Source organism: Clostridium sp. MT-14 (genome assembly GCF_042436595.1).
GTDB lineage: Bacteria > Bacillota > Clostridia > Clostridiales > Clostridiaceae > Clostridium_B > Clostridium_B aromativorans.
In genome coordinates this window covers 42,367-69,060 of sequence record NZ_JBHMIY010000005.1, presented here as the reverse complement: position 1 = coordinate 69,060, position 26,694 = coordinate 42,367, and the positions used below count along the sequence as shown (strand labels likewise).

At 35.5% G+C, this 26,694-nt stretch carries 24 protein-coding genes; 21 read left to right on the top strand and 3 right to left on the bottom strand.

The annotated features are described in order from the left end of the window. Positions 1–18 precede the first annotated feature (18 nt). From ACFHWD_RS05900 to ACFHWD_RS05880, 5 genes are all read left to right on the top strand, one after another. Positions 19–489: a DUF6115 domain-containing protein gene (locus tag ACFHWD_RS05900; protein ID WP_150356376.1), complete on the top strand. Its 471-nt coding sequence runs from the start codon at positions 19–21 to the stop codon at positions 487–489. Further along, a complete protein-coding gene (locus ACFHWD_RS05895; protein WP_150356377.1) occupies positions 486–689 on the top strand; it encodes a hypothetical protein in 204 nt (67 codons plus the stop codon). The genes ACFHWD_RS05900 and ACFHWD_RS05895 overlap by 4 nt, the downstream gene beginning before the upstream one ends. Continuing rightward, entirely contained in the window at positions 686–1,453 is a 768-nt protein-coding gene (locus ACFHWD_RS05890) for a flagellar basal-body rod protein FlgG (protein WP_229980893.1), read from the top strand. The genes ACFHWD_RS05895 and ACFHWD_RS05890 overlap by 4 nt, the downstream gene beginning before the upstream one ends. A gap of 33 nt (positions 1,454–1,486) precedes the next feature. Continuing rightward, positions 1,487–2,272, top strand: coding sequence for a flagellar basal-body rod protein FlgG (locus tag ACFHWD_RS05885; protein ID WP_150356379.1), 786 nt, complete (start codon positions 1,487–1,489; stop codon positions 2,270–2,272). Between the two features lie 82 nt (positions 2,273–2,354). Further along, positions 2,355–2,750, top strand: coding sequence for a hypothetical protein (locus ACFHWD_RS05880; RefSeq protein WP_150356380.1), 396 nt, complete (start codon positions 2,355–2,357; stop codon positions 2,748–2,750). 91 nt (positions 2,751–2,841) lie between these two features. On the opposite strand, the gene ACFHWD_RS05875 is transcribed toward ACFHWD_RS05880, so the two are convergent. After that, positions 2,842–4,158: a putative manganese-dependent inorganic diphosphatase gene (locus ACFHWD_RS05875; RefSeq protein ID WP_150356381.1), complete on the bottom strand. Its 1,317-nt coding sequence runs from the start codon at positions 4,156–4,158 to the stop codon at positions 2,842–2,844. Between the two features lie 288 nt (positions 4,159–4,446). Between ACFHWD_RS05875 and ACFHWD_RS05870 the strand changes: the two genes are divergently transcribed. The 4 genes from ACFHWD_RS05870 to ACFHWD_RS05855 all read left to right on the top strand — a co-directional run bounded on the left by ACFHWD_RS05870 (position 4,447) and on the right by ACFHWD_RS05855 (position 11,058). Next, positions 4,447–6,996 (top strand): calcium-translocating P-type ATPase, PMCA-type, encoded by a 2,550-nt coding sequence (locus ACFHWD_RS05870; RefSeq protein ID WP_179978261.1) that lies wholly within the window; start codon positions 4,447–4,449, stop codon positions 6,994–6,996. Between the two features lie 272 nt (positions 6,997–7,268). Beyond that, complete coding sequence (locus tag ACFHWD_RS05865) at positions 7,269–8,732, top strand: aminoacyl-histidine dipeptidase (protein ID WP_150356383.1); 1,464 nt, start codon at positions 7,269–7,271, stop codon at positions 8,730–8,732. Positions 8,733–8,798: 66 nt separating this feature from the next. Then, positions 8,799–10,718 (top strand): OPT family oligopeptide transporter, encoded by a 1,920-nt coding sequence (locus ACFHWD_RS05860; protein ID WP_150356384.1) that lies wholly within the window; start codon positions 8,799–8,801, stop codon positions 10,716–10,718. Next, positions 10,708–11,058, top strand: a complete 351-nt coding sequence (locus ACFHWD_RS05855; protein ID WP_179977104.1) for a PqqD family peptide modification chaperone — start codon at positions 10,708–10,710, stop codon at positions 11,056–11,058. The genes ACFHWD_RS05860 and ACFHWD_RS05855 overlap by 11 nt, the downstream gene beginning before the upstream one ends. A 51-nt stretch (positions 11,059–11,109) precedes the next feature. Here ACFHWD_RS05855 and ACFHWD_RS05850 read toward each other — a convergent pair whose 3' ends face one another. Beyond that, the gene (locus ACFHWD_RS05850) at positions 11,110–11,538 is read right to left on the bottom strand and encodes a hypothetical protein (RefSeq protein WP_150356385.1); all 429 of its coding nucleotides are present in this window, start codon (positions 11,536–11,538) and stop codon (positions 11,110–11,112) included. Positions 11,539–11,769: 231 nt separating this feature from the next. Between ACFHWD_RS05850 and ACFHWD_RS05845 the strand changes: the two genes are divergently transcribed. Continuing rightward, positions 11,770–14,100, top strand: coding sequence for an AAA family ATPase (locus ACFHWD_RS05845; protein ID WP_150358409.1), 2,331 nt, complete (start codon positions 11,770–11,772; stop codon positions 14,098–14,100). A 62-nt stretch (positions 14,101–14,162) separates the two neighbouring features. Here ACFHWD_RS05845 and ychF read toward each other — a convergent pair whose 3' ends face one another. Continuing rightward, positions 14,163–15,260 carry a redox-regulated ATPase YchF gene (gene ychF, locus ACFHWD_RS05840; RefSeq protein ID WP_150358410.1) on the bottom strand — a complete coding sequence of 366 codons (1,098 nt, stop codon included), beginning with the start codon at positions 15,258–15,260 and terminating at the stop codon, positions 14,163–14,165. A gap of 300 nt (positions 15,261–15,560) precedes the next feature. Here ychF and mraZ point away from each other — a divergent pair, with 300 nt between their 5' ends. From mraZ to ACFHWD_RS05785, 11 genes are all read left to right on the top strand, one after another. Beyond that, a complete protein-coding gene (gene mraZ, locus ACFHWD_RS05835; RefSeq protein ID WP_150358418.1) occupies positions 15,561–15,989 on the top strand; it encodes a division/cell wall cluster transcriptional repressor MraZ in 429 nt (142 codons plus the stop codon). A 20-nt stretch (positions 15,990–16,009) separates the two neighbouring features. Further along, positions 16,010–16,939 (top strand): 16S rRNA (cytosine(1402)-N(4))-methyltransferase RsmH, encoded by a 930-nt coding sequence (gene rsmH, locus ACFHWD_RS05830; RefSeq protein ID WP_179977105.1) that lies wholly within the window; start codon positions 16,010–16,012, stop codon positions 16,937–16,939. Positions 16,940–16,975: 36 nt separating this feature from the next. Continuing rightward, positions 16,976–17,446 (top strand): cell division protein FtsL, encoded by a 471-nt coding sequence (locus ACFHWD_RS05825; RefSeq protein WP_179978262.1) that lies wholly within the window; start codon positions 16,976–16,978, stop codon positions 17,444–17,446. A gap of 6 nt (positions 17,447–17,452) precedes the next feature. Next, positions 17,453–19,294, top strand: coding sequence for a stage V sporulation protein D (locus tag ACFHWD_RS05820; RefSeq protein WP_150358413.1), 1,842 nt, complete (start codon positions 17,453–17,455; stop codon positions 19,292–19,294). Between the two features lie 163 nt (positions 19,295–19,457). Next, positions 19,458–20,915, top strand: a complete 1,458-nt coding sequence (locus ACFHWD_RS05815; protein WP_229980904.1) for a UDP-N-acetylmuramoyl-L-alanyl-D-glutamate--2,6-diaminopimelate ligase — start codon at positions 19,458–19,460, stop codon at positions 20,913–20,915. A 73-nt stretch (positions 20,916–20,988) separates the two neighbouring features. Further along, a complete protein-coding gene (gene murF / locus ACFHWD_RS05810) occupies positions 20,989–22,383 on the top strand; it encodes a UDP-N-acetylmuramoyl-tripeptide--D-alanyl-D-alanine ligase (protein WP_378060982.1) in 1,395 nt (464 codons plus the stop codon). Between the two features lie 37 nt (positions 22,384–22,420). Then, positions 22,421–23,374, top strand: a complete 954-nt coding sequence (gene mraY, locus ACFHWD_RS05805) for a phospho-N-acetylmuramoyl-pentapeptide-transferase (protein WP_179977107.1) — start codon at positions 22,421–22,423, stop codon at positions 23,372–23,374. Between the two features lie 132 nt (positions 23,375–23,506). Further along, entirely contained in the window at positions 23,507–24,619 is a 1,113-nt protein-coding gene (gene spoVE, locus ACFHWD_RS05800; protein WP_179978263.1) for a stage V sporulation protein E, read from the top strand. Positions 24,620–24,821: 202 nt separating this feature from the next. Beyond that, positions 24,822–25,595, top strand: a complete 774-nt coding sequence (locus ACFHWD_RS05795) for a cell division protein FtsQ/DivIB (RefSeq protein WP_150356012.1) — start codon at positions 24,822–24,824, stop codon at positions 25,593–25,595. Between the two features lie 7 nt (positions 25,596–25,602). Further along, positions 25,603–26,322: a DUF881 domain-containing protein gene (locus ACFHWD_RS05790; RefSeq protein WP_378060980.1), complete on the top strand. Its 720-nt coding sequence runs from the start codon at positions 25,603–25,605 to the stop codon at positions 26,320–26,322. A 20-nt stretch (positions 26,323–26,342) separates the two neighbouring features. Continuing rightward, the gene (locus ACFHWD_RS05785) at positions 26,343–26,684 is read left to right on the top strand and encodes a small basic family protein (protein WP_150356014.1); all 342 of its coding nucleotides are present in this window, start codon (positions 26,343–26,345) and stop codon (positions 26,682–26,684) included. Positions 26,685–26,694: the final 10 nt, after the last annotated feature.

Below are 26,694 nucleotides of genomic sequence, written 5' to 3'. Positions count from 1 at the left end.
GATAGAAAGGAAATTTTTATGACTTCGATTATATTGATTGCAGTTGGAATAATTCTGATAGCTTTGAATTTAAATGCGGTGTTAAGGGAAAAAAAATCTTTTAGGGGACAGCTGGATATGAGGCAGAATGATATGGAGGATTATAAGATAGAAATTGGAAAAATAAGAAAAGAATTTGCAGAAACAGTATTTGAACTCCAAAAAGAAATCAAGAGCCTGAAAGAGGAAAATAAAAATAATATGGATAAGATGATATTATACGATAGAGCGGGTAACAAAGTGATTGGTGACTCCAGTCCTAAAAAGCACCATCAAGCGACTGAGGTTAAAGCTGAGCCCAAAAAGCACGAAACAAAAGGTGTAAACAATGTTAAGATCGATGAGGTGAGAAATTTACTTCATAAAGACATGTCGATAGATGAAATATCCAAGAAAACAGGTATTGGCAAGGGGGAGGTTCTATTAATAAAAGAATTGTACATAAAATGAAGGAAGTTTTTGATTTTCTCAGTGATAGAAAACTGCTGATAGGTGTGGGAATAGGAATTTTACTAGCTACTTTTATTATGAGTGGAGTTAAAATACAATATCAAATGAGTAAAAGTCAGATTGAAGATAAGGCCAGATCCATGGGAATGCAGTATCCTGATGAAATGAAGGTAATTAACAGCGGAGGTGAAAATAAATGATAAGAAGTTTTTATACGGCGGTGTCTGGAATGATAACTCAGGAGGCAAAACAGGACGTTATAACAAATAATTTGGCCAATGTGAATACTGTGGGATTTAAGGGAGATACGCTGGAGGTGAAACCATTTAATGATGTGCTCTTGCAGAATTATGACAAGGTAGTGGCAGGCAGAAATGTGAGAAATGTCATAGGAGGTATAAGTCTGGGAAGTGGAATAGATTCGGTTAATACTGGATTTACCCAGGGAACTATACAGTCTACTGGTATATCTACGGACTTTGCCATAGACGGAAGGGGTTTTTTTACGGTCAGGAGGCCTGATGGGAATGAATTTTATACAAGAGATGGACATTTTCATGTAAACATAAATGGAATACTTGTGGATGATTCAGGCAATGAAGTTATGGCAAGAGATGCTGCTACGGGCGATATCGGAGCTATAGATGTAGGTGGTGGAAAGATGACTTCAGATCCCTATGGCAATATAAGTATAAATGGAACTCCCAGGTATAAGATTTACACTGTAGATTTTAATGATTACAATACACTTACTAAAGTGGGAGATAATTTGTATACAGGCACAAATCCTGTGGAATACAATGCGGTGGTAAGGCAGAACTCGCTGGAGAAATCCAATGTAAATGTAGTAAATGCAATGTCGGATCTGCTCACAACCATGAGAAGCTTCGAGACAGATCAAAAGGCGGTACAGTCTATTGATGAAACCTTAGACAAGCTTGTAAATGAAGTGGGAAAAGTATAAATTCAAAGAATAATTGAAAAGGATGGTTTTGTTATGCTTAGAGCTATATGGAATAGTAGAAGTGCCATGAACGCACAGCAGGAAAAACTTGACAGTATATCAAATAATATAGCCAATGTGAATACGGTTGGATATAAAAAGGAAAATGTAGATTTTCAGGATCTGGTGTACGAGACTTTGCACAGGGTTGGGTATCCTACTAATGCAGGAGGAGTAAATACAATTAACGGAACAGGAGTTAAAACTACGGAGTGGATTAGGGATACCTCCCAGGGAAGTATGGTGGAAACCGGACTTAAGACGGACATGGCCATAGACGGAGAGGGATTTTTTAGAGTGGCTTTGCCAAATGGCACATCAGCCTACGAAAGGGCTGGCAATTTTAGCATAGATGCAGCTGGAAATTTAGTTGATCCAGATGGAAACAGGCTTGAGGTAAATCTGACAGCTGAGGGTTCAGCTCTTTTTAATTCAGGTACAGTATTTAAAGAGGATAATTTTACTGTGAATCAAAAGGGTCAGATATATATGAAGATAAATAACAACAGTGTATTGTACGGTAAAATTAACATATACAATACTATTGGACAGGACTCCATGAGATCCGTAGGGGATAATTTATATGTACCACGAAATGGTGTCCAGATGAATTTAAACAATAATGCCGATATACTACAGGGTTATCTGGAGCAGTCAAATGTGGATTTAGGGCAGGAAATGACAGATATGATACTTGCCCAGAGGTCTTTTGAACTTGCCTCCAAGGGACTTACAACTGCAGATGAGATGTGGGGACTTATAAATAGCATGAGAAGATAACTGCTTCTAAACTTTTATGTAAACATATGGAATGTAACTGCATATAATGTATGGATGTAATATTTTCAGGGGGAGTTAAAGTATGTATAGATGTCCAATTATGGATTCCAATGAATATATCGGAGAAGATGATATGTATGATTGGGATGTCGACTATCCAGTGCAGTATATGTATCCACCTAATATGTATAGAATGTGTCCAATGTTCTTGAATAGTTATTCAAATCCATGCATGAGATGTATAAACCAAAGGGGTTACATGCAGCCGCCAACATATTCGCCAGACTATGGCAGATCAGATAAGATGACAGGATACTACAGACCTGATGATGGTATGTATGATATGGATCAAGATGAATCTGTTGATTTAAATGCAGAAGATAAAAACAGTGAAGATGATAAAAGTGAAAAATTTATAGATCGCGGTGAATCTGGAACTAAAATAAGAACCGTGGACATGTCAGAAATTGAAGACTGACAATTCAAAGATCAAAGTTCAAATGTAAAATATCAAATTTTGAGCTTTAATCTTTAAAAAACAAAGGGAGCTGAATTGCTCCCTTTGTTTTTTATGACAGTGCTGCAGTAAGCGGTGGAATTACCTGTTTTTTTCTTGAGAGAATACCGGGTACATATACACTTCCGTCCTTTAGATTTACTCCAAAGGCCCTGGAAATCACATCTTTCTGTTCTCCCACTACGATTAATTCGGAACCACTCTTTAATATGTTTGTAACCATAAGTATTATCAGATCAAAATTTTCATCCTTACATTTGAATTCCATAGATTTTACTACATCATCTTTTACAGTTTTAAATCCTTCCGTATCCATAGTAGAAACTTGACCGACTCCCAGTTTTGTTTTGGAGATGTTGAAAACTTTAAAGTCCTGGTTTAATATTTCTTCTGGAGTTTTTCCCTCCAGGGAAGAACCCGCTTTAAACATCTGTGTGGAAAAAGCTTCAGGCTCTATATCTGCTATAGCAGACAGTTTCTTCAGTGTTGATTTATCAATATCTGTGGAAGTAGGTGATCTGAATAAAAGAGTATCTGAAATTATGGCGGCACATAATAGCCCTGCGGTTTTCTGAGAAGGCTTTATTCCATTTTCAAAAAATCTTGAAGCCACTATGGTTGCAGTACAGCCTATCGGTTCGTTTCTAAAATATATAGGGGAACCAGTCTGTATATCGCCTATTTTATGGTGATCCAGTACCTCCAATATCTCTGCATCTTCCAGGCCGTATACGGATTGGGCCCTTTCATTGTGATCCACAAGTATTATTTTTTTCTTTTTCTGTGATTTGAGATTATCTCTGGAAATATTTCCTATGACCTTGTTTTCGGAATCAACCACGGGATAATTTCTGTATCTTGTTTTGAGCATCACATCTTTTACGTTATCTATGAGATCATGGATTTTAAAAGATACTATATCGTCTTTTTTCATCACACGGTCTACGGGAGTGTTTTGAGGTATGAGTTTGGCAGCTGCATTGGCATCCAATGTATCCATATAATAGGAAGCTATGTCGGATTTGGATGCAATACCTATTAATCTGCCAGAATCATCTACTACGGGCAGAGTTTTTACACTGTTTTTACTTATCATTGCCCAGGCTGTTTTGAGAGAAGTTTTTGGAGATATAGGATTTACACTGTCAATGTCCAGATCAGAAACCTGAGGCTTTACATTTTCCACCAGTTTCTGAGGCTTAACGCCAAAATAATCCAATACAAATTTGGTTTCATTGCTTAAGTCCCCTAGTCTTATGGGAACTGCATTTACTCCCATCTTGTTTTTAAATTCTGCATAAGCTATTGAAGAACATATGGAATCTGTATCCGGGTTCTTATGTCCTGTAATGTATACAACATCATTCATAATTTTTCCTCCTAAGTATATATATGTACAAGATTAACATGCGTATATCAAGTGATTATTATGGATTAATATAAATATTATAACAAAATCCAGAATAATTATCCACCTGTATCCAATTATCAAAGTCCAGAGTTCAAATATAAATTTTGGCGGATTTTCATATTCACCGAAAATCCTCATTGAATTGAGCATTGTGAATTGTCAATTGATAATTGTCATAATAGCACACAAAGGGGGCATATATTTAATTAACGTAAAGAGAATAATTACTTTGGAGGGGTAAAGTTGATTAATGAAAGAGAGATAGAAGGCGGGCTCACCCAGATTGAAGCTGAGAGAAGACTAAAAAAATACGGACCCAATAGCATTGAAAAGAAAAAGGGAATATCTCCCGTAAAAATATTTTTTTCTCAATTCAATGATTTTATAACCTGGATTCTTATAGTTGCCACTGTAATATCCGGATTTATGGGGGAAAAAGCAGATGCGATAACTATTCTTATTATCATAATTATGAATGCTATACTGGGTTTTGTTCAGGAATTTAAAACTGAGAGATCCTTAGAAACTTTAAAAGAACTGGCTTCTCCCACCTCGAAGGTTCTTAGAGACGGTAAAATTAAGATCATAAACGCCCAAGAGCTTGTAATAGGAGATGTAATATTTTTAGAATCCGGTGATAAGGTGCCGGCAGACTGCATTTTGCTGTCTAAAAGCAATTTTATGGTAGATGAATCCCTTTTGACGGGAGAATCGGAAGGTGTGGAAAAAAGCAGTTCAGGAAAGAACAATTCTATATATATGGGAACTGTAGTTATTAAGGGAAAGGGTAAAGCCAGAGTAGTACAGACGGGAATGGAAACTGAAATGGGGAAGATAGCGGGCATGCTTCAGGATATTGAAAAGGACAGATCTCCTCTTAAAGAAAAATTGGCATCCCTCGGGAAAGTGCTTGTAGTAATATGTATAGCAATATGTATTATAGTGACTTTAACCGGTGTCTGGAGAGGGCAGGACAAGTATGAGATGTTTCTGGTAGGGGTGAGTTTGGCGGTAGCAGCTATTCCAGAGGGACTTGCAGCTATAGTTACTGTTGCACTGGCTCTTGGAGTATCCAGGATGTTAAAGAGGAATGCCCTTGTGAGAAAACTGCCTGCAGTTGAAACTCTGGGATGTACTTCCATAATATGCAGTGATAAGACAGGTACCCTTACTGAAAATAAGATGACTGTAAAGGCTCTGTATTTCAATGGGAAAATACGCAAGACCGATGGAGGGGCCTTTTCTGAGAATATGACGATGAAAAAGGCTTTTACATATTGCAACGATTGCAATTTTGACATAAAAAAAGATGATATTTCGGAGGCACTTATGGGGGATCCTACGGAAACAGCTTTAATAAAAGCATTTTTTACAGATGGTAAAACCTTAAAAAAATTCCTGGATAGAGCTGAAAGAGTTTATGACATACCTTTTGATTCTGATAGAAAAATGATGTCTGTCATAATGAAAGAAGGAGTTAAAAAAGTATGTTATGTAAAAGGTGCACCTGAAAGGGTCATTAATAAATGCAGCTATATATTGGATAGAGGACAGGTTAAACTGTTGACATCCAATGAAAAAAGAAAAGTTTTAAGAGCAGTGGAAAATATGACTTCAAATGCCTTAAGATGCATAGCAGGTGCTTATAAGGACAGCGGGATAATTGCCGGGAGATCACTGGAGAGTAATTTGATTTTTATAGGGGTAGCTGGAATTATAGATCCGCCTAGGAAAGAGGCAAAAGATGCTGTATTAAAATGTAAGCTGGCAGGTATAAGACCTATTATGATAACGGGGGATCATAAAAATACAGCTTTTGCCATTGGAAAAGAGCTGGATATATGCAGCTCACAATCTCAGGTTATAACGGGAGAAGAATTGGATAAATTAAGTGATAGAGAACTTTTTGACAGAATACAGCATATTTCTATATTTGCCAGGGTAAATCCAGGGCATAAACTTAGAATAGTTAAAGCTTTTAAAGCTAAAAATAATATTGTGGCCATGACAGGAGACGGCGTAAATGATGCTCCTGCAGTAAAAGAAGCGGATATTGGAATTTGCATGGGAATTTCAGGTACGGATGTAACCAAGGAAGCATCCTCCATGATACTTTTAGATGATAATTTTGCCACTATAGTATCGGCAGTGGAAGAAGGAAGAGTTATTTATGACAATATAAGAAAATTCATAAGATATCTGCTGTCCTGTAATCTGGGAGAAGTTTTAACAATGCTTTTGACTTCTATATTTTACCTGGATACACCTCTTTTACCCATACAGATACTCATGGTGAATTTAGCCACGGATGGACTGCCTGCCATAGCTCTTGGAGTAGATCCGCCGGAAGGAGATATAATGAGTGGAAAGCCAAGGGCCAAAAATGAAAGCATATTTGCAAGGGGTCTTAGTGAAAAGATCATTGTAAGGGGGGCACTTATTGGAGTGTGTACGGTGCTTGCCTTTGTAATAGGTCTGTATTTGGGTTTTGGTCTTAAAACAGCAAGAACCATGGCACTTTGTACTCTTATTATATCCCAGCTGATACATGTATTTGAATGTAGATCTGAAAAACATTCTATATTCCAGATAAGTTTATTCACCAATATATATCTCTTAGCTGCAGTTGCCACATCCATAGCCATGCTTTTGTGCACAGTATATATACCGTTTTTGCAGATGGTTTTTCATACTTCGGCACTTATGATTTCACAATGGTTTATAGTTCTATTTTTCTCTGGCATAATTGCATTTATGAATAGCTTGTATTTATATTTTAAATCAGATAATGCTTAAATCGGACATGATTCAGTTGTATTAAAATTTTATTCACATTTACCAAATTGTAATTAAAAGCTGCTGTAAATTATCATATTTGTTATACAGGTAATACAGAGTAGGTTATAAAGTTAAATAAAAACGTAAAAAATTAAAAAATCAAAAAATTACAATAGTTGATTTTTTAATTTTTTTATGCTGAAATGTAGATAAGCATTATAATGTGAGTGAACATTATTTTATAAATACCAGATCGAAATAGATGTTTTGGTATTAGGAGGAGATCATAAATGGGAGATAGGATATTGGAAAACGTTGAACCTGTTGAAGTATTTAGGTATTTCGAGGAAATCAGCAATATTCCAAGAGGTTCAGGTAATGAAAGGGAAATCAGTGATTATTTAGTTTCCTTTGCAAAAAAACATAACCTGTATGTTATACAGGATGAGGCGTTGAATGTGGTTGTAAAAAAACCAGGTTCTAGAGGATATGAAAACAGCCCAGGTGTAATAATTCAGGGACATATGGATATGGTCTGTGAGAAAAAATCGGGAATAGAACATGATTTTATGAAAGATCCCATTAAATTGAAAGTAGCAGATGATATGTTATACGCAGCAGGGACAACTCTTGGAGGAGACGATGGCATAGCAGTTGCCATGGGACTGGCAGTTCTAGCCTCGGAGAATATAGACCATCCGCCAATTGAATTGGTGGTTACTACTTCTGAGGAAACAGGAATGGATGGAGCGCTGGCACTGGATCCTAAAAATGTGTCTGGCAAGACACTTATAAATATAGATTCAGAGGAAGAGGGGATACTTCTTGTAAGCTGTGCCGGCGGATGTTCCGCAAGGACAAGTATTCCAATAGCGTGGAAAAATATAGATAAAAATTTTGTTCCCTATGTCCTTGAAATTGAAGGATTGAAAGGCGGCCATTCTGGTTCGGAAATACACAAGGGAAGAGCTAATTCAAACAAACTGTTGGCCCGTCTGCTTAAAAGCCTTAGTTCTAAAATAAACTTTAATATGAGTTCTATAGAGGGAGGTTCAAAGCACAATGCAATTGCCCGTGAAGCCAAAGCTGTCATATGTGTGAATAAGAGAGATGAATCCCTATTAAAAGAGGAAGTTTCCAATTTGGAAAAAATATTTAAAGCTGAATTTAAAACTGCTGATCCAGATTTAAAAGTCAATTTAAAGGCTGCGGAAGAAATTCCAAAGAGAGTTATGTCTGCAGAAACTTCAGAAAATATAGTAAATTTCCTGTATTTGATTCCAAATGGAGTTCAGAGTATGAGCATGGATATAGAGGGACTGGTGGAGAGCTCGCTGAACCTGGGAGTAGTTCAAACCAAAGAGAATGGTGTTGAAGCCATAAGTTCAATAAGAAGTTCTGTGGGGAGCATAAAGGAAAATATACTTAATACCATAATTGCCACAGCTGATCTCAACAATGGAAAAGTAACCGTGGAAGCAGCTTACCCTGAATGGAAATACAATCCTGACTCAAAGATAAGAGAAGTTTTTATAGACGTATATGAAAGATTATTTGGTAAAAAACCTCTGGTAACTGCAATTCATGCAGGACTTGAATGTGCACTTTTTGAAGAAAAATTTAATGGGCAGCTGGATATGATATCTTTTGGACCAACTATGTTTGGAGTTCATACTGCAGATGAACATTTGAGTATACCTTCTACACAGAGAACATGGAAATATCTAGTACAAGTTTTGAAATCTCTTAAATAAATTTTAATATCACTGTAATTGTGATATAATTATCAATTGTGACTATAAAAGGAGGTCCATAATTATATGAATAAAAAATTATCTAAAGGTGCGTACGGCGGCATAGCTGGCAGAGATTATGTTCCGTACGTTTCCAGCGGTTCTAAATCCGGTGGAAATACTGCTGTATTAATAATCGGTATTATTCTAGCTGTACTATTTGCAGCATCTACTGCCTATTCAGGTATGAAAGCAGGACTTACAGTTGCCGCCGGTATACCTGGTTCCATATTGGGTTCTGTATTTATAGCTGTATTTGCCAAACAAAAGGGTATCCTCGGCAAAAACCTGCTTCAGGGTATGTCAAGCGGTGGAGAATCCATTGCCAGTGGTATGATATTTGTTTTGCCGGCAGTCCTTCTGATAGGTTCAAAAGTTTCTTTTCTGGAAGGTTTTGTTGTCGGTGTGGGCGGAGCACTGTTTGGTATAGGAATAGCTTCCCTTGTTTACAATTATCTGATAGTTGAGGAACACGGCAAGCTGATGTATCCTGAGTCAATGGCCATATCTGAGACACTTGTTGCTTCAGAAGGTGCCAAGGAATCAATCAAGTACATGGGAATCGGATTTGGAATAGGAGGTATTTTAACTGTTTTAACCAGTTCATTTCTAAATGTGGCTAACAATGTTGTAAGCTATGTAAATGAATCATTCTACAAGTGGAAATTTGAAATTGAAGTCAATCCGTTGTTATTAGGTATAGGGTTCATAGTTGGCATGGAAGTATCTTTGACCATGTTTGCCGGATCTCTATTATCTAATTTTGCTGTTATGCCTTTAATAGGTTACTTTGCTTCTCTGGGACAAGGTGGTCCATCTGTATGGAATGATCCCAGTGTCACAGTAAATGCCATGCAGGTCAAAGATATAGCAGGCAGTTATGTGAAATATATAGGGGCAGGTATGATGCTCTCCGGCGGCTTGATAAGCGCAATAAGGCTTATACCAACCATAGGATCTTCTATAAAGGCAACCCTCAATGCTAAGTCTTCAAAGGGTGCCGGAAGCTCCTCTGCTGAAAATCTTATATTGATTGGCGGTGTATTAATAGGATTTATAGGTGGTTTTCTGGTATCCGGTGGCAACATAGCAATGGCAGTAATTGTTTCTATTTTATCACTGTTATTATCAATGCTGTTTGTTATAGTTTCCGGCCGTTTAACTGGTACTATAGGAACTTCTAATCTTCCTGTATCTGGTATGACTATAGCTTCTCTGGTTATTGTGACATTATTATTTGTAGGAATGGGATGGAAAAGCATTGGAGACAACAGGTCTCTGCTATTATTTGGTACATTTATAGTTACTGCTATAGCTGCAGCCGGAGGCTACTGTCAGTCACAAAAAGTTACTTTTATAGTTGGCGGTGACAGAAATGAGATGCAGAAATATTTTGCCGTAGCCAGTATAGTTGGTGTTGCAGTAGTTACCGGTGTTATACTATTACTTTCAAGTCAGCTTGCAATGACTGGCGATAATGTGCCCTTTGCACTGCCTCAAGCTAATTTGATGTCGACATTGACTGCAGGTATAATGTCAAGTAAATTACCCTGGGTTATGATAATTGTCGGTGCTGTTATGGGAGGCGTGCTGTTCCTGTTAAAACTTCCTGTGATGACTGTTGCTATAGGATTTTATTTACCTATATCCACGACTTCTATAATACTGATAGGTGCAATTGTCCGTTTATTTGTAGAAAGAAGTTCTAAAACTGAGAAGGAAAAAGAGGCTAAGGTTTCCAATGGTGTAAGCTTATCCTCCGGGCTTGTTGCCGGTGGATCTATAATAGGACTTATCGGTATAATACTTCAGGTATCAGGCGTTATAAAAGGGAATGGCCCAAGTGGGTTTGCCTCTACTAATGGAATGGCATTTATAATGTTGATAGTTCTTGTAATAGCCTCCGTGGTACCTATACTGAGAAGTAAAGTGAAAGATGTTGAATAACGGTAAAGAGGCTTTGAATATAATATTTAAAATTTCGGATAACCTGAAATATGAAGTTGATAAAGAGGGCATTGTGACCATATTTGAAAAACAGGATCATAGGATTCAAAAGTTTTTTAGGAAACTTGAATTCAGAATTCCGGAATATAAAAAAATTACTATGGATAAGTACGGAAGTTATGTATTTCTGCAGATAGACGGTACTAGAACTGTAAAAGATATTGGGAAAAATCTGGAGGTAAAGTACGGCGATAAAGTTTATCCACTCTATGAAAGGTTATTGTTGTTTTTAAATCATATTGAGGTCAATTGTCATTATATAGAAAAAGCAAATCTGTAATAAAAAAGATGGCACTACATTGTAGCTGCCATCTTTTTTTGCATCATTAAGCTATTTAAATCGTTGAACTCTTCTCTGTACTTTAGGTATCTTACCTTCTATAGGCACGAGATCTTTTTTGGTGGACATATTTCTTATATTCAAGAGCTGTATAAATTCTCTCTTCTCTTTTTCCTTTCCTTTGCTTTTCTTTACTTTTCTACTCTTGAGGCCTTGAATTAAGACCAGATTTCCCTGGTTTACAGATATAAAATCAGGTTTTTTAAACCATCTATTTTTACTATAGGAACACCTGACTATGTTTCTGCTCCTTTCAGGTCTTACAAGGAGAGTTACTGATAATTTATTGAATATCCACAGTATAGTTTTTCTAGTTATTTTGGCAGATACCACAGTTCCCTGTACTTGTGTCAATCTGTCACCATATTTTTTTAAATAAGATTTTGTGTAATAGTGCGCAATTTTATCTTTAAGACTCATGTATATACAAACTCCTTCATTACTTTATTTTTATATTAAGTAAAAATTTTTATATATATATTGCATAAAAAATTTGATTATATTATACCATAGTATATTTGTTTTTTAAAATATAACCTCTAACTTTTATTATTGTTTACATAAAAGGTATATATACTTATTTTTAAAATTCGTTCCTAAATATGACCTTTAAGAATATTATTATATTAAGCACTTAAAAGGAGGAAGAATATGAATAGAGAACTGTCTAAAGAGAAAATTGTATATAATTTCAAATTGGATGATGTGGATTTTAATTTTGACAGTAAAGGGGATTCAGATGATAGACTTAAAATTGAATCCGAATACGGGGAAATATATGAAAAAATTAAAGCTTCGTTAAATATAGATAAAGAAGGATATAATATATATATTATAGAAAATTTTTCAAAAGATAGGCTTGAAAATATTATGAATTTTATAAGTAAAGTTATAAAAGATAGAAGGGGCATAGAAGATATATGTTATATAGTAATTAAAAATAGCAAGATGCCTAAAGTGCTGTTTTTACCATCAGGTAAGGGAAAAAAATTAAAATATATGCTAAATAGAATACAAAATTTGTATTTTAAGTGCACTTATGAATTCTATAATGATTCTGGAAATAAACAAAAAGAAATTTTGAAGAGAGATCTTCAGATAAAGAGAAATAATTTGATAAATAAAGTTGTGGAGATGTGCGAAAGTGAAGGGTTTAGCTTAAAAATTACCGAAGGTGGATTTAGCTTTATTCCCCTAAAGGAAAATGGGAAACCAATGAACGAAGAGGAATATGATATGTTAAAATTAAAGGACAAGGAAGAAATACTGCATAAGGTGGATTTACTCAAAAGTAATACGGAAGAGATACTGGAAAAATTGAAGGTCATTGAACTCGGTCAGATTGAAAGAATCAAACTCCTTATAGGTGAATATTATGCAGAAATGACAAAGAAAATTAAAAAAGAGTATTCAGAAATGTTTAATAAAAACGGAGGGGCTTTAAAATTTTTAGATAAAGTGTGCAGCAATATAGAAAATGAAATAAAAGATATTTATTCTATAAATTATGAAGATGACAAGGAAAATATAATGAGGATAATTTATAGATATTCAGTAAATGTATTGGTGGATAACAGTGATAGGGATAGACCTCCAATAATATTTGAAGAAGATCCGAGTATTGGCAATTTACTTGGAAGTATAGAATATGAAAATAAGAATGGAAATTATATTACAGATGTCAGTCTTATTACTCCAGGATCGATTTTAAAAGCTAATGGAGGATGTCTAATACTTCGGGTAAGTGATCTTTTAAATAATAAGGGGGCCTATTATTATCTAAAAAAATCCATTATAAGCGGTAGAGTTGATTTAAACTACAATAGAGGGTATTTGGAATTATTGTCTTTAAGTGGATTAAAACCAGAACCTATAAAGTTTAGTGAAAGGATAATACTTATAGGGGACTATAAAACCTACGATTTATTGTATAAATATGATGAAGATTTTAAAAATATGTTTAAATTAAAGGGAGAGCACAGATCCCTTTTAAAGATAGACAAGGATACAAAGGCAATATTTCTGGAAAAAGTTTTTTCAATATATAAGAACAATGGACTTCATCCCATTAATGAGAGTGCAATAAGAGAACTTGCCAAGGTATTATCGAAAGAGGCTGAAGATAGAAATAAATTGTTTATGGATGACTATGAGCTGGAGAGAATTTTGATGCTTTCCGACAATAGAGTTTCTGAAGCGGGAAAAGAGGTTATTGATAAAAGTGATATTCTAGATGTGGTTTATGAGGAGGAACTGGTAGAAAAGCAGATAGATGACATGTATAGAGAAGGACAGATATATATAGATGTAAAGGAAAAGGTAGTGGGTCAGGTAAATGCACTTTCTATAATAAGCACAGGTTACTTCAGCCTGGGCAAACCTGTGAAGATAACCTGTACTTGCCTGCAGGGCAGTGGAAACATTGTGGATATTCAAAAAGAAAGTGATTTAAGCGGCAAAATTCACAATAAATCAGTAAATATTTTAAACGGATGCATAAAAAAATTAATAGGCGGCTATGGCAAAGTCCCTGTGGATTTTTATCTTAGTTTTGAACAGACATATGGTAAAATAGATGGCGACAGTGCTTCTGTAGCAGAAGTTTTAAGCATTATTTCTGCCCTTACTAAAGTTGGGATTAAACAAAATATAGCGGTAACAGGTTCTATAAATCAATTTGGAGAAGTACAGCCCATAGGGGGTGTAAATGAAAAAATAGAGGGATTTTTTAAAATATGCAAAATACTGGATAATACAATTGGAAAGGGAGTCCTAATACCCTGGGCAAATACCAGGGGGCTGGTACTAAAGGATGAAGTGGAACAGGAAATAATGAAAGATAATTTTCATATTTATTATATGCACAATTTAAAAGATGCAGTGGAAATCCTTATGGAAACAGATTATGATGATGTGATTTTGGAAGCCAAGAGAGAATTGAAAAAATATCTGTCTGGAAAAGAAAAACGAAAAAACAGCTGATGAAAAATGCAGTAGGTTTACAAGAGTAAATCTACTGCAAATATTTTAGCTGGGTTAATTTGTCAGACGTTAAATCTAAAATTCACTACGTCTCCATCCTGCATCACATAATCCTTACCTTCCAGTCTGTAATAGCCTTTCTCTTTTGCGGCAGCTTCTGAACCACATTCTATGAGTTTATCGTAGGATATGATCTCAGCTCTTATAAAGCCCTTTTGTATATCCGTGTGTATTTTACCGGCAGCTTCAGGAGCTTTTGTACCCTGTTTTATAGTCCAGGCCCTTACTTCTTTTTCACCAGCAGTTAAAAAGCTTATAAGTCCTAGAAGTTTGTAGCTGGCATTTATCAGTTTATCAAGTCCAGCTTCCTCTAGACCGTATTCTTTTAACATTTCTGATTTCTCATCTTCCTCCAGGGTGGAGAGTTCCTCTTCTATTTTTGCAGATATAATGACTACCTGCGAACTTTCATTTTTTGCATATTCTTTTACTTTTTTTACGAATTTATTTTCTGCATTTCCAGAAGTCAAATCCTCTTCTGAAATATTGGCTACATAAAGTACCGGTTTGGTAGTGAGCAAAAAAAATCCCTTTACAAGTTCAGCCTCATCTTCGGTCAATTTCATAGTCCGTACAGGTTTACCTTCCTCTAAATGTTTTTTTATTTTTAACATGAAAGCATATTGTGTTTTGGATTCTTTATCTCCACCTTTAGCTAGTTTGGATATTTTTTCTATTCTCCTGTCCATAACTTCTATATCTGAAAATATGAGTTCTAAGTTTACAGTTTCAATATCTCTTATAGGATCCACACTGCCATCTACATGAACCACATTTTCATCTTCAAAGCATCTCACTACGTGAACTATGGCTTCAACTTCTCTTATATGGGATAAAAATTTATTTCCAAGGCCTTCACCTTTGCTGGCGCCCTTTACCAGTCCTGCTATATCATAGAATTCAATAGCCGTGTAGACCTTTTTTTTCGAATTATACATTTTTTCAAGTACGTCCAGTCTTCTGTCCGGCACACTAACTACTCCTATATTTGGCTCTATGGTGCAAAATGGATAGTTAGCAGATTCTGCACCTGCTTTTGTTATTGCATTGAATAGAGTACTTTTCCCCACATTTGGCAGTCCTACAATTCCAAGTTTCATCTATGTACATTCCCTTCCTAAAATTATAATTGACTAAATATAAAATCCTTTCTAAATTATACTCTACAGAAAATATTATTTCAATGAAAGAGACAGCCTATAGATTAAATTACTCTATACTTAATGGAATATTTTTCAAAAAAATGCGGTAAAATTTTGTGAAAATCTACAATTTAATAGATTTAAAAAATATATTAAAATTGCGTAAAAAAGAAGGAATTTTAATGTTAATATAGAAATAGATAATTGGTGGTTTGAAGTGGTTTAAAGTGGAGTAAAATAACAGTGAGAGGTGCAGTGATGTTTTTAGGTGAGTATGAACATGCTCTAGACGGTAAGAAGAGAATAATTATACCTTCTAAGTTTAGGGAAGAATTAGGGCCAAAGTTCATATTGACTAAGGGTTTAGACGGTTGTCTCTATGCTTTTCCACTTTGTGAATGGCATGTGTTGGAGGAAAAATTAAAAAGCCTTCCATTTACCAATAAAAACGCCAGGGCTTTTGTGAGGTTTTTTTTCTCCGGTGCGAATGAAATGGAACCTGATAAACAGGGAAGAATTGTCATGCCGCAGCCCCTTTTGGAATATGCAAGTATAAATAGGGAAATAGTGAGCATAGGGGTATCAAATAGAATAGAGATATGGAGTAGAGAAGGCTGGCAGGAATACAATAATTCCAATATAGACTTTGACAACATAGCAGAGCAGCTAAGTGAACTTGGAATATAGCAAAGTGGAGGACATATTTTATGAAATTTAGGCATGTACCTGTACTTTTACAGGAAACTATAGATAGTTTAAATATTAAAGAAAATGGAATTTATGTGGATTGTACATTGGGAGGAGGGGGACATTCAAAAGAGATATTAAAGAGGATATCTGAAAATGGAAAACTTATAGGAATTGATGAGGATATTTCAGCAATTAAAGCTGCAAAAGAAAATCTTAAGGAATTTAAAAATGTGACTTATGTTTGCAGCAATTTTTATTATATAAAAGAGATTTTAAGTGAACTTAAGGTAAATAGTGTAGATGGGATACTTATGGATCTAGGAGTTTCCTCTTATCAGCTGGATAATCCAGAGAGGGGATTTAGCTATATGAAGGATGCCCCGCTGGATATGAGGATGAATAGAGATAGCTCTCTTTCTGCCTATGAAGTGGTAAATGGATATGAAAGAGAAGAACTTTATAGAGTTTTGAAAGACTATGGTGAAGAGAAATTTGCCAATAGGATAGCAGATTTTATAGTGAGGGAAAGGGAAAAGAATCCGATAAATACGACTCTGGAGCTTGTGAATATAATAAAGAGGGCCGTACCTTTAAAATTTCAAAGAGATGGTCATCCGGCAAAGAGAACCTTTCAAGGTATACGTATAGAGGTTAATAAAGAGCTTAAGATACTTGATAGGGCGTTGGAGGACAGTGTGGAGAAACTGAAGGCAGGAGGAAGAATATCGGTTATAACTTTTCACTCACTGGAGGACAGGATAGTGAAATCTAAATTCAGGAATCTGGAAAACCCATGCACATGCCCGCCAAATTTTCCAATTTGTGTGTGCAATAAAAAACCTGTTGTAAAGATTATAAATAAGAAACCAATAATACCTGCACAGGAGGAAAAAGAAAAAAATCCGAGGAGTAAGAGTTCTAAATTGAGAACAGCTGAAAAAATTTAGTTCTAAAGTTTATGTGGGGTGAATAAAGTGATAGTGATGAATGAAGAAAATATAATAAATGGCAACGCTGCACTACAGCCAGAATATAAACCTTATAGAAAACATAGCAATAAGATACATAAAAAGAAGGATGTAAATAGACAGGCAAAGGTAAAAAAGAAACTTAAAGTGATTTTAAATATCTGTGTGTTTTTTGTAGTTGGGTTAACTCTCATATATAGATATTCGATAATATATAATATGCAAACTGAGTTGAATTCGGTGGAAAGTAATATAAGTGATATTAATAGACAGAATGAAAATTTAACAGTAGAATTGGTGAAATACAATAATTTAAAATACATAGAGGAAAATGCAATGAATAAACTCAAAATGGTGGTACCGAATAAACAAAATGCAGTTTATATAAATTTAGATAAGCCGATTATAAAAGCCCAGAAAGATGTGAATGGTATAGAAACACAAAAAGGTATGTTAAATAAGTTGAAGCAATTAATATGGAGGTAAATTAATTTGTATAAAAGGGAATATAGGGACAGGGTTATTATCAGAAAAAGAATGATAATTACTTTTAGTTTCCTATTTTTAACTTTCTTTTTATTGGTGTGCAGGATGGGATATGTAATGATATATAAATCACCACAACTTAAGGCTATGGCTATAGCTCAATGGACAAGCGATGTAAAGATTGATGCGAAGCGTGGAAAAATTCTGGATAGAAACGGAAATGAATTAGCTGTAAGTGCTAATGTATATAGAATTGATCTGGACATGAATACTCTTAAGGAAACTATGGAAGAGAAAAAGATATCTGAGGATAAATTGGCGGGTGAACTTGCAAGTATTCTTTCTATGGATAAAAGCGATGTGTCTAAAATTTTAAATAAGACGCTGCCCGGGGGACTTCCCATTGGCTCCGCAACTTTAAAACGGAGAGTGGAAAAGGATGCGGCGGATAAAGTGAGGAATTTGAATTTAAATGGTATACTGATATCTTCGGATACTAAGAGATATTACCCCAATAACAATTTTTTGTCCCAGGTAATGGGACACACTAATTCGGATGGAGTGGGATTAACGGGGGTAGAACTCTATTATAATAAGGAATTGGCCGGAACTCCTGGCAGTAGAATTGCGGAACTGGATAGGAAAAGTCAGGAGCTGCCCTACACTATTTCCGAATTTACAAAACCTGTAGATGGAAAAGATGTAGTCCTTACTATAGATGAGATGATCCAGCATTTTGCAGAAAAGTCGGCCCAGCAGGCTCTTAACGATTATAAGGCAAAGGCAGTTTCTATAGTGGTGATGAATCCTAAAAATGGAGAGATACTGGCTATGGCAAACAAGCCTGATTATAATCCAAATGATCCATGGATAAAGGGTGAATCCTATGATGAACTACAAAAAACCTGGAGAAACAGGGCGGTCAGTGATACTTTTGAGCCAGGCTCCATATTCAAGGTGGTAACTGCCCAGACTGCGCTGGAAACCAATTCTGTGAGCCCGAATGACACTTTCGTATGTAATGGAAGTATAACCATAGGCAAGAGAACCATACACTGCTGGAAAAGTTCAGGGCATGGAGTACAAAATTTAGAGGAAATACTAAAAAATTCCTGTAATGTGGGTTTTGCAGAGCTTGGAAAGAAAATAGGGAAAGAAAAGTTAAATGATTATATACACAAATTTGGATTTGGACAAAAGACAGGTATAGACCTACCTGGTGAAGCAAAGGGAATAGTAAAGAAAACACAGGATATTAGTGATATAGATCTTGCAACCATTTCATTTGGCCAGGCCAATACGGTAACTGCAGTTCAATATTTAAGGGCTTTTAATGCAGTGGCAAATGGTGGAAATCTAATTACTCCCCATGTTATGAAAAAAATAGAGCATTATGATGAAAACAGCGGCATGGAAATTACAGATAAAACCTATGATGTTAAAGGTAATACCACGAAAATATTGGATTCAAGTAAAGCAGCCCAGCTCAGGGGATACCTGGAAAAGGTTGTTTCAGACGGAGGAGGTAAAAATGCATTCATAGCCGGCTACCATATAGCTGGTAAAACTGGAACTGCACAAAAAGCTGGAGTTGGAGGATATCAGCCGGGGAAATACGTATCCTCTTTTGTGGGAATGGCGCCGGCAAGTGATCCCAAAATAACAGTGCTGGTATCTGTAGATGAGCCGGATCCATCTAATTACTATGCTGCACAGACAGCTGCACCGACGGCAAAACAGGTTTTTACAGACTTATTTAATTATCTTGCAATAAAGGGTGATGTAGTGCCGCAGGATACAACTCAAAGCAGTGCTCAAAATACTTATGATGTCAATCAGGATGATTAAGTTTTGCTTTACATGCAGCATCTTAGAAATTATAATAAAATAGATCAAGTGGTGAAAATTAATGTAGGGCATGCGATATTATTATAATGAGAATATTGCATGCCAATGCTATGTGTAAAACATATGCATTTTGTATATAATTTGTAACTAGGGAGTTGATATTATGAATTTAAAAAAGTTATTGGACAATGTGGAATATAAAATTATCAGGGGAAATAATGATTTGGACATAAGGGAGATACAGTATGATTCAAGAGAAATAGAAAAAGGGGATGTTTTTGTATGCATTCGTGGATATGTTACTGACGGCCATAGATATATAGGCAATGCCTGTAAGAATGGAGCTTCGGCAGTAGTGTTGAGTGAAGATGTAGAATCTATGCCCCAATGTACTGTAATAAAGGTAAAAGACACCAGAAAGGCACTTGCGCTTATGGCCTCCAATTACTATGGAAATCCTTCAAAAAAAATGAAAATAATAGGGGTGACAGGTACAAATGGCAAGACCACATCCACCTTTATGGTGAAATCCATACTGGAAGCTGCAGGTTATAAGGTAGGTCTTATAGGAACTATTTCCAATTATATAGGAGATAAAAAAATACCTTCTCATAGAACTACTCCGGAATCTCTGGAACTTCAGAAATTGTTTGGACAGATGGTGAAAGAATCCGTTGATTACTGTGTTATGGAAACCTCTTCTCATTCACTCTATCTGGATAGGACATATGGAGTCAAATTCTGTGAGGCAATATTTACAAATTTAACAAGAGATCACCTTGACTTTCATAAAACCTTTGAAAATTATTATAGGGCAAAGTTGATTCTGTTTCAAAATGCATTCAATTCCATAATAAATGTTGATGACAGTTATGGCGAGAGAGTATACAGGGATGCTCCGGGACATAAAGTGACCTATGCCATAGACAGGCAGGCTGATGTACGGGGCAGTAATTTGAATGTACATTCAAGGGGAATAAACTTTAATGTCAGTTATGAAGGAAGTACAGAGTCTGTAAATTTAAATATACCAGGCAAATACAATGCCATGAATGCCCTGGGAAGTGCAGCAGCTTGTTTGTGTGAGGGGATAGATCTGGGTACTGTGAAAAAAGGACTTGAGTCCATGGAAGCTGTACCGGGAAGGTGTGAAATAGTTACCAAACCCTATGATCTGGGATATGAGGTTGTAGTGGATTTTGCCCATACTCCCGATGGACTGGAGAATATACTGAAAACCGCCAGAGAATTTACTGCGGGAAAGCTTATATGTGTATTTGGATGCGGTGGTGACAGGGACAATACCAAAAGGCCAATAATGGGTAAAATAGGTACGGAACTCTCTGATTTTGCAGTTATAACTTCGGATAATCCCAGAACAGAAGAGCCTATGTCCATAATAGATGAAATATTGTCTGGAGTAAAAAAGAACAATTATACTGTTATTGAAAACAGGAGAGAGGCAATAAAAGAAGCCATGAAGATGGCGGGTAAGGGAGATGTGGTCGTTATAGCAGGAAAGGGACATGAAACTTATCAGATTCTTAAAGGCAAGACCATACATTTTGATGAAAGAGAAGTAGTGGCAGATATTGTAAGAGAATTGACGATTGGCGATTGACAGTGCACAACTGCAATGGTAAATCGTTAACTGTGAACTGTGCATTGTGAATTGAAAAAGGGAGGTGTCAATTTTGGAGTACATGGGTTTTGACGAAATAGTAAATGCTGTAGGGGGGAAAATAATATTAAATGGAAAATACAGCGGATATAAAAATGTATGTACGGATACGAGAAGATTGGAGCGTGGAGATATATTTATTGCTCTAAGGGGAGAAAAATTTAATGGAAATGACTATGTGGGTGAGGCTAGCAAAAGGGGAGCTTCTATCTGCATGGTAGATGAAATAAAATTTAATAAAGATGAAATAAGTGAATGTACAGCTATAATTTGGGTAAAAAATGGCAATAAAGCTCTTCTGGATTTAGCTGAACTCTATAGAAGCAAACTGCATGTGAAGATAATAGGGGTGACGGGATCTGCAGGTAAGACTACCACTAAGAATATGATTGCAGATGTGTTGAATGCTAAATTTAAAGTGTTTAAAACAGAAGGTAATTTTAACAACCAAATAGGACTGCCCCATATGTTGTTTAAACTGGATAATAGCTATGAAGTTGCAGTACTGGAGATGGGTATGAACAGTAGAGGAGAAATACATAACATGGCTAAGGCTGCACGGCCGGATATTGCAGTTATAACTAATGTGCTCAGGGCGCATATAGGAATTTTAGGCAGCAGAGAAAATATACTGAAGGCAAAACTGGAAATAACGGATTTCTTTGCGAAAAATAATATATTGGTAATAAATTCTGACAATGATCTTCTTGGAAAATTAAAGGAAGAAAAATTTGTCATAAAAAGAGTGGGAGTGGAAAAACCTGCAGATATTTCTGCCTATGATACGATGATAAATGAGGATTCTATTGAATTTAAAGTGTGTGAGAATAAAATCAAGACAGGAGAAACTTTTAAGATAAATTTACCGGGGAAATACAATATATTGAATTCAATGCTGGCAGTTGCCTGTGGAAGGCTTTTAAACATGACTTATGATGAAATAAGGAGTGGATTTGAAAATGTTGAGACTGCTTCCCTCAGGATGGAGATATTCAGAGGTAAAAAATTCAATGTGATAGATGACAGCTATAATGCAAATCCTGAATCCATGGAAGCTGCACTGGATGTCCTGAAAAATTTTAAATCCAACAGGAAGATAGTGGTGTTTGGGACAATGGGAGAGATGGGGGAAGAATCCCGCAGGGTACATGAGGAAGTTGGAAGATATGCAGCAAAAAGCGGTGTAGATCTTTTTATAGCTTTAGGAGAACACGGAGAGGATTTTAAAAGAGGCTTCGATGCTGTAAATAGAGATGGAAAATTTATGATTTTTGATAGAGGAGAAGAGGTTCTCAATTTCCTTTTGAATAAATATATTAAAATAGGAGATACCGTACTTGTAAAAGCTTCCAGACTTATGAAGTTTGAAGTCATAGCAGAAGCACTAAAGAAGAGCAGCAGTTGTTAGGAGGTGAAGATCCTATTAATTTAGGATTAATACGATTATGAATAAATTGATATATTCTGTTCTCATAGCATTTTTAATAGCAATTTTAGAAGGACCAATTTTAATACCGATTTTACATAAGTTTAAATTTGGACAGAGCATAAGGGAAGATGGACCCAAGAGCCATCTAAAAAAAGCGGGAACACCAACCATGGGTGGAATAATATTTATACTGGCTACCTTCATAACCATGGCGATTTTAGTGAAAAATCCTTCAGATGAGGCAATGGTAGCTCTATATGCCTTTGTCGCTTTTGGAATAATTGGAGCCATTGATGATATCCTAAAAATAGTCAGAAGGAGAAACTTAGGTCTTAGAGCTTATCAGAAAATGATATTGTTACTGATTACATCAGGGGTATTTGCCTGTTATTCTGCAGGCAATCCATATATAGGTACATCTATAATAATACCTTTTGCACATGAGACCTGGGATCTTGGAAAATTTTATATTCCCTTTATAATAGTATATTTTGCAGCTACTACAAATGCTGTGAATTTAACTGATGGTCTTGATGGCCTGGCTACTTCCGTTACACTGCTGGTAATGACTTTTCTGGCATTGGTGAGCTTTGCTATGGGTCACATTACATTGGCTGTTTTTTGTGCAGTACTGGCTGGAGCTCTTTTAGGGTTTTTGAGATATAATGCTTTTCCAGCAAGGATTTTTATGGGGGATACAGGTTCTCTGGCGCTGGGCGGTGCAGTGGCGGCAGTGGCTATGATATTAAAACTTCCGTTATTGGTTATAATAATTGGTGGAATATATGTGTTGGAGGCATTGTCTGTCATACTTCAGGTGATTTCCTTCAAGCTTACTGGCAAAAGAATTTTTAAAATGGCACCCATACATCATCATTTTGAACTTTCAGGCTGGCATGAAACTAAAGTTGTTTCTATATTTTGTATAGTTACAGTGATATTATGTTTATTTGGATTTTTATCCCTATAGTTAAGAACCGCCTCATCCAGGCGCATAGCAGTGCTTATCTCCAACTTTAGGAAGCTGGGGGTATTAGCAATGGTAACGTTCGGATAACTCTTGTCAGCCTCAGCAGTAATAATTAGGAGGATTTTTATGAAAATTAGCAAGTCAAAGACTAAAATGGGTTCTATAGACTTTATACTGTTCTCAACTATAATGCTATTGGTGGCCATTGGAGTGGTAATGGTCTATAGTGCCAGTTCTTACAAGGCATTTTTTGATAAAAGCACACAAGATAGTATGTTCTTTTTAAAAAGACAGGGGTTATGGGCGATAATAGGGACATTTTTTATGTTTCTCACTATAAAATTTGACTATAAAAATATAAAGAAGTATACAAAACTGCTTATGATAATATCCGTAATATGTTTACTTGCGGTATTTGCCTTTGAGTCCACAAAAGGTGCCCAGAGATGGATAAGAGTAGGTTCTGTTGGATTCCAGCCTTCTGAAATAGCTAAATACATTGTGGTATTGTATATGGCTAAAAGTATAGAGGTGAAAGGCGGAAGAAAAATAGGAACTCTGCTCTATGGAGTTATACCCTATCTATTGGTTTCAGGGTTTTATGCGGGCCTTGTATTTGCAGAGAAAAATTTGAGTATAGCTGCTGTAATAATGATAGTTACGATGATAGTCCTCTATGTTTCTGGAGCCAGAATTACCCATATGATCGGTGTAGTGGGACTGGTGATCCTTGCAGGAATAGCTGGAATAATATTTGAGCCTTATAGAATGGCCAGGTTTACAAGTTTTCTGAATCCCTGGGCTGATCCTAAAGGTAATGGATATCAGCTTATTCAATCTCTTTTAGCCATGGGTTCTGGAGGAATATGGGGAGTAGGATTGGGGAGATCAAGGCAGAAGTGCTATTACATACCTGAACCCCATAATGATTTTATATTTTCTATCATAGGAGAGGAACTGGGACTAATAGGTTGTACAATTATTGTTGCACTGTTTATAGTAATTGTGTGGAGAGGGATTGTGACTGCCATAAAGGCAAAAGATACCTATGGTACACTTCTGGCTACTGGAATAACCTCTGTTATTGCAGTACAGGCAATAATAAATATAGCAGTTGTAACTGGATCCATGCCAGTAACAGGTGTGCCGCTGCCTTTTATAAGCTATGGTGGATCTTCTCTTGTAATAAATATGGTAGCCATGGGCATACTTCTGAATATATCAAGGCAAAGTGAATATGGATAAAACATAGCATTGCAAAATTGTAATGCTATGTTTATGTAAAAAGCCTTATCTGAATCTGATATTTGAACTTTTTTTAATATTGCTGTAAGAAAAAATATATAAAAAATTAATGATTAATTTAATGAAATTAATTTTATTAAGTGTTAATATATATATATCTTATAGTATTTTACATTTAAATTATAAAGTGAGTTGGTAGGGAATGAGTGAATTTCCGTTGAAAACAGATAATGAGATGATTTTAAAAAGACGAAAGAAGAGAAGAGTAAAAAGAGCTTTTATTTTTATGTTATTTTTAATAGCATTATTTTTTACTCTCTGTTTAAAACTTCCTTATTTTAATATTCGGCATATTGAAGTCCATGGAAATAAAAATGTTTTAAGTACTGATATTGTAAACAGATCCGGAATATACGTGGGGAATAATATATTCTATGTTGATTTAAAAGATGCAAACAGCGGAATACTGAGTAATCCCTATGTGGAAGATGTAGTGATAAACAGAGAACTTCCCGGGACTATAAACATAAATGTTAAAGAGAGAGAGGCACTATTCTACTACGAGAGTAATAGAAAGTATTATATCATAGATGGAAATGGTGTTTTGCTTCAAAAGGTAGACAATATAAACAATATGCACTTGATTAGATTAGATGGAATTGATTATACTAAAACGGATATAGGTGAAGCCATCAGCAGTAAAAAAGAGGAAAGAAAGATAAAAATTGTGGCTTCCCTGGGGAATATAATTGTAAATAATAATTTGCCTTTTTCACTTACTTATGTAGATGTGAGTGATTTGCTGGATGTAAAGGCATACTTTAGCAATATATGTATAAAACTTGGCAGCGGGGAGAATTTAGACAAGAAGATGAATAGGGCACTCAACATACTGCTTCAAGAAAAGTTAAATGGTGCCAAGGGATATATAGATGTAAGATTTGATGGTAATCCGGTATATAAAGTAGGAGGATAAAATAGAAATGCGTAAATTTGCGTCACAGATCAGTGTTGCTTTAGTGTGTTGCATACTTGGGTTTATGGTTGCATATCAATTCAGGACATTAATGAAACAGGATGATACTTTAAATTTAAGTAATCAAAATAATACGGATGTCACGGTGACCATAGAACAATATAAAAAGGAAAAGAAAGCCCTGGAGGCAAAGGTGAATGAACTTCAAAATAAAGTGAAGAGTTATGAAGATGCAGCAGCAAGTAAAAGTGATTCCACTAAAAATCTTTTACAGCAGTTGAAAAATACCAGAATACTTACAGGAGAGGTAGATGTAAGTGGACCTGGAATAGTCGTATATCTTACTCCTAATGACAATAATTTGTTTGGGGGAAGCGGTGTTGACAATCATATAACTGATAAGGACCTAGTATATTTGGTAAATGAACTCAGGTTTGCAGGAGCTGAGGCCATATCCATAAATGATATAAGGGTTGTTTCCAGGACGGGTATAAGAACTGCGGGAAATTATATACTTATAAATGACAACAAGATATCACCTTCCAGCAGAATAGTCATACAAGCTATAGGAGATAAAAATTTACTGTACAGTGACATGAGCTTTCCAGAAGTGTTTGCAGACATAAAAAATATATGTGATGTTAAGTTTCAAAAGTCAGATAATATAACTATAAAGAAATATAATGGAGCATATAAATTTGAATATGCTAAACCTGTAAAGGAATAATTTAGAGGTGTGATAAAAATATGATAGCGTTTATTGGTCTTATATTGGGAATAATTATAGGAGTGGTATGGAACGTAAATATTCCAGACAAATTTTCACCTTATATGTCAGTGGCAATTTTAGCTTGTTTAGATTCAGTTTTTGGGGCTATAAGAGCTAATTTGTCGAAAAATTTTCAAACTGATATCTTCATATCTGGTTTTTTTGGAAATGCAGTCCTTGCTGCAGGACTTGCTTATCTAGGAGATAAATTGGGAGTGCCTATATACTTGGCGGCAGTTATAGTTTTTGGGGGAAGAATATTTGATAATTTTGCAATTATAAGAAGACAATTATTGGAAAGAACCAAACCACGTCGATGAGGTGAGTTAA

Coding starts and splice junctions, on each gene's coding strand:
- mraY (WP_179977107.1), top strand. CDS start 22,421: ATGAATAAATTGATATATTCTGTTCTCATAGCATTTTTAATAGCAATT.
- ACFHWD_RS05890 (WP_229980893.1), top strand. CDS start 686: ATGATAAGAAGTTTTTATACGGCGGTGTCTGGAATGATAACTCAGGAG.
- rsmH (WP_179977105.1), top strand. CDS start 16,010: ATGAAATTTAGGCATGTACCTGTACTTTTACAGGAAACTATAGATAGT.
- ACFHWD_RS05860 (WP_150356384.1), top strand. CDS start 8,799: ATGAATAAAAAATTATCTAAAGGTGCGTACGGCGGCATAGCTGGCAGA.
- ACFHWD_RS05885 (WP_150356379.1), top strand. CDS start 1,487: ATGCTTAGAGCTATATGGAATAGTAGAAGTGCCATGAACGCACAGCAG.
- ychF (WP_150358410.1), bottom strand. CDS start 15,260: ATGAAACTTGGAATTGTAGGACTGCCAAATGTGGGGAAAAGTACTCTA.
- ACFHWD_RS05875 (WP_150356381.1), bottom strand. CDS start 4,158: ATGAATGATGTTGTATACATTACAGGACATAAGAACCCGGATACAGAT.
- ACFHWD_RS05880 (WP_150356380.1), top strand. CDS start 2,355: ATGTATAGATGTCCAATTATGGATTCCAATGAATATATCGGAGAAGAT.
- ACFHWD_RS05815 (WP_229980904.1), top strand. CDS start 19,458: ATGAATTTAAAAAAGTTATTGGACAATGTGGAATATAAAATTATCAGG.
- ACFHWD_RS05845 (WP_150358409.1), top strand. CDS start 11,770: ATGAATAGAGAACTGTCTAAAGAGAAAATTGTATATAATTTCAAATTG.
- ACFHWD_RS05850 (WP_150356385.1), bottom strand. CDS start 11,538: ATGAGTCTTAAAGATAAAATTGCGCACTATTACACAAAATCTTATTTA.
- ACFHWD_RS05825 (WP_179978262.1), top strand. CDS start 16,976: ATGAATGAAGAAAATATAATAAATGGCAACGCTGCACTACAGCCAGAA.
- ACFHWD_RS05785 (WP_150356014.1), top strand. CDS start 26,343: ATGATAGCGTTTATTGGTCTTATATTGGGAATAATTATAGGAGTGGTA.
- ACFHWD_RS05790 (WP_378060980.1), top strand. CDS start 25,603: ATGCGTAAATTTGCGTCACAGATCAGTGTTGCTTTAGTGTGTTGCATA.
- ACFHWD_RS05795 (WP_150356012.1), top strand. CDS start 24,822: ATGAGTGAATTTCCGTTGAAAACAGATAATGAGATGATTTTAAAAAGA.
- ACFHWD_RS05895 (WP_150356377.1), top strand. CDS start 486: ATGAAGGAAGTTTTTGATTTTCTCAGTGATAGAAAACTGCTGATAGGT.
- ACFHWD_RS05900 (WP_150356376.1), top strand. CDS start 19: ATGACTTCGATTATATTGATTGCAGTTGGAATAATTCTGATAGCTTTG.
- ACFHWD_RS05865 (WP_150356383.1), top strand. CDS start 7,269: ATGGGAGATAGGATATTGGAAAACGTTGAACCTGTTGAAGTATTTAGG.
- ACFHWD_RS05855 (WP_179977104.1), top strand. CDS start 10,708: ATGTTGAATAACGGTAAAGAGGCTTTGAATATAATATTTAAAATTTCG.
- mraZ (WP_150358418.1), top strand. CDS start 15,561: ATGTTTTTAGGTGAGTATGAACATGCTCTAGACGGTAAGAAGAGAATA.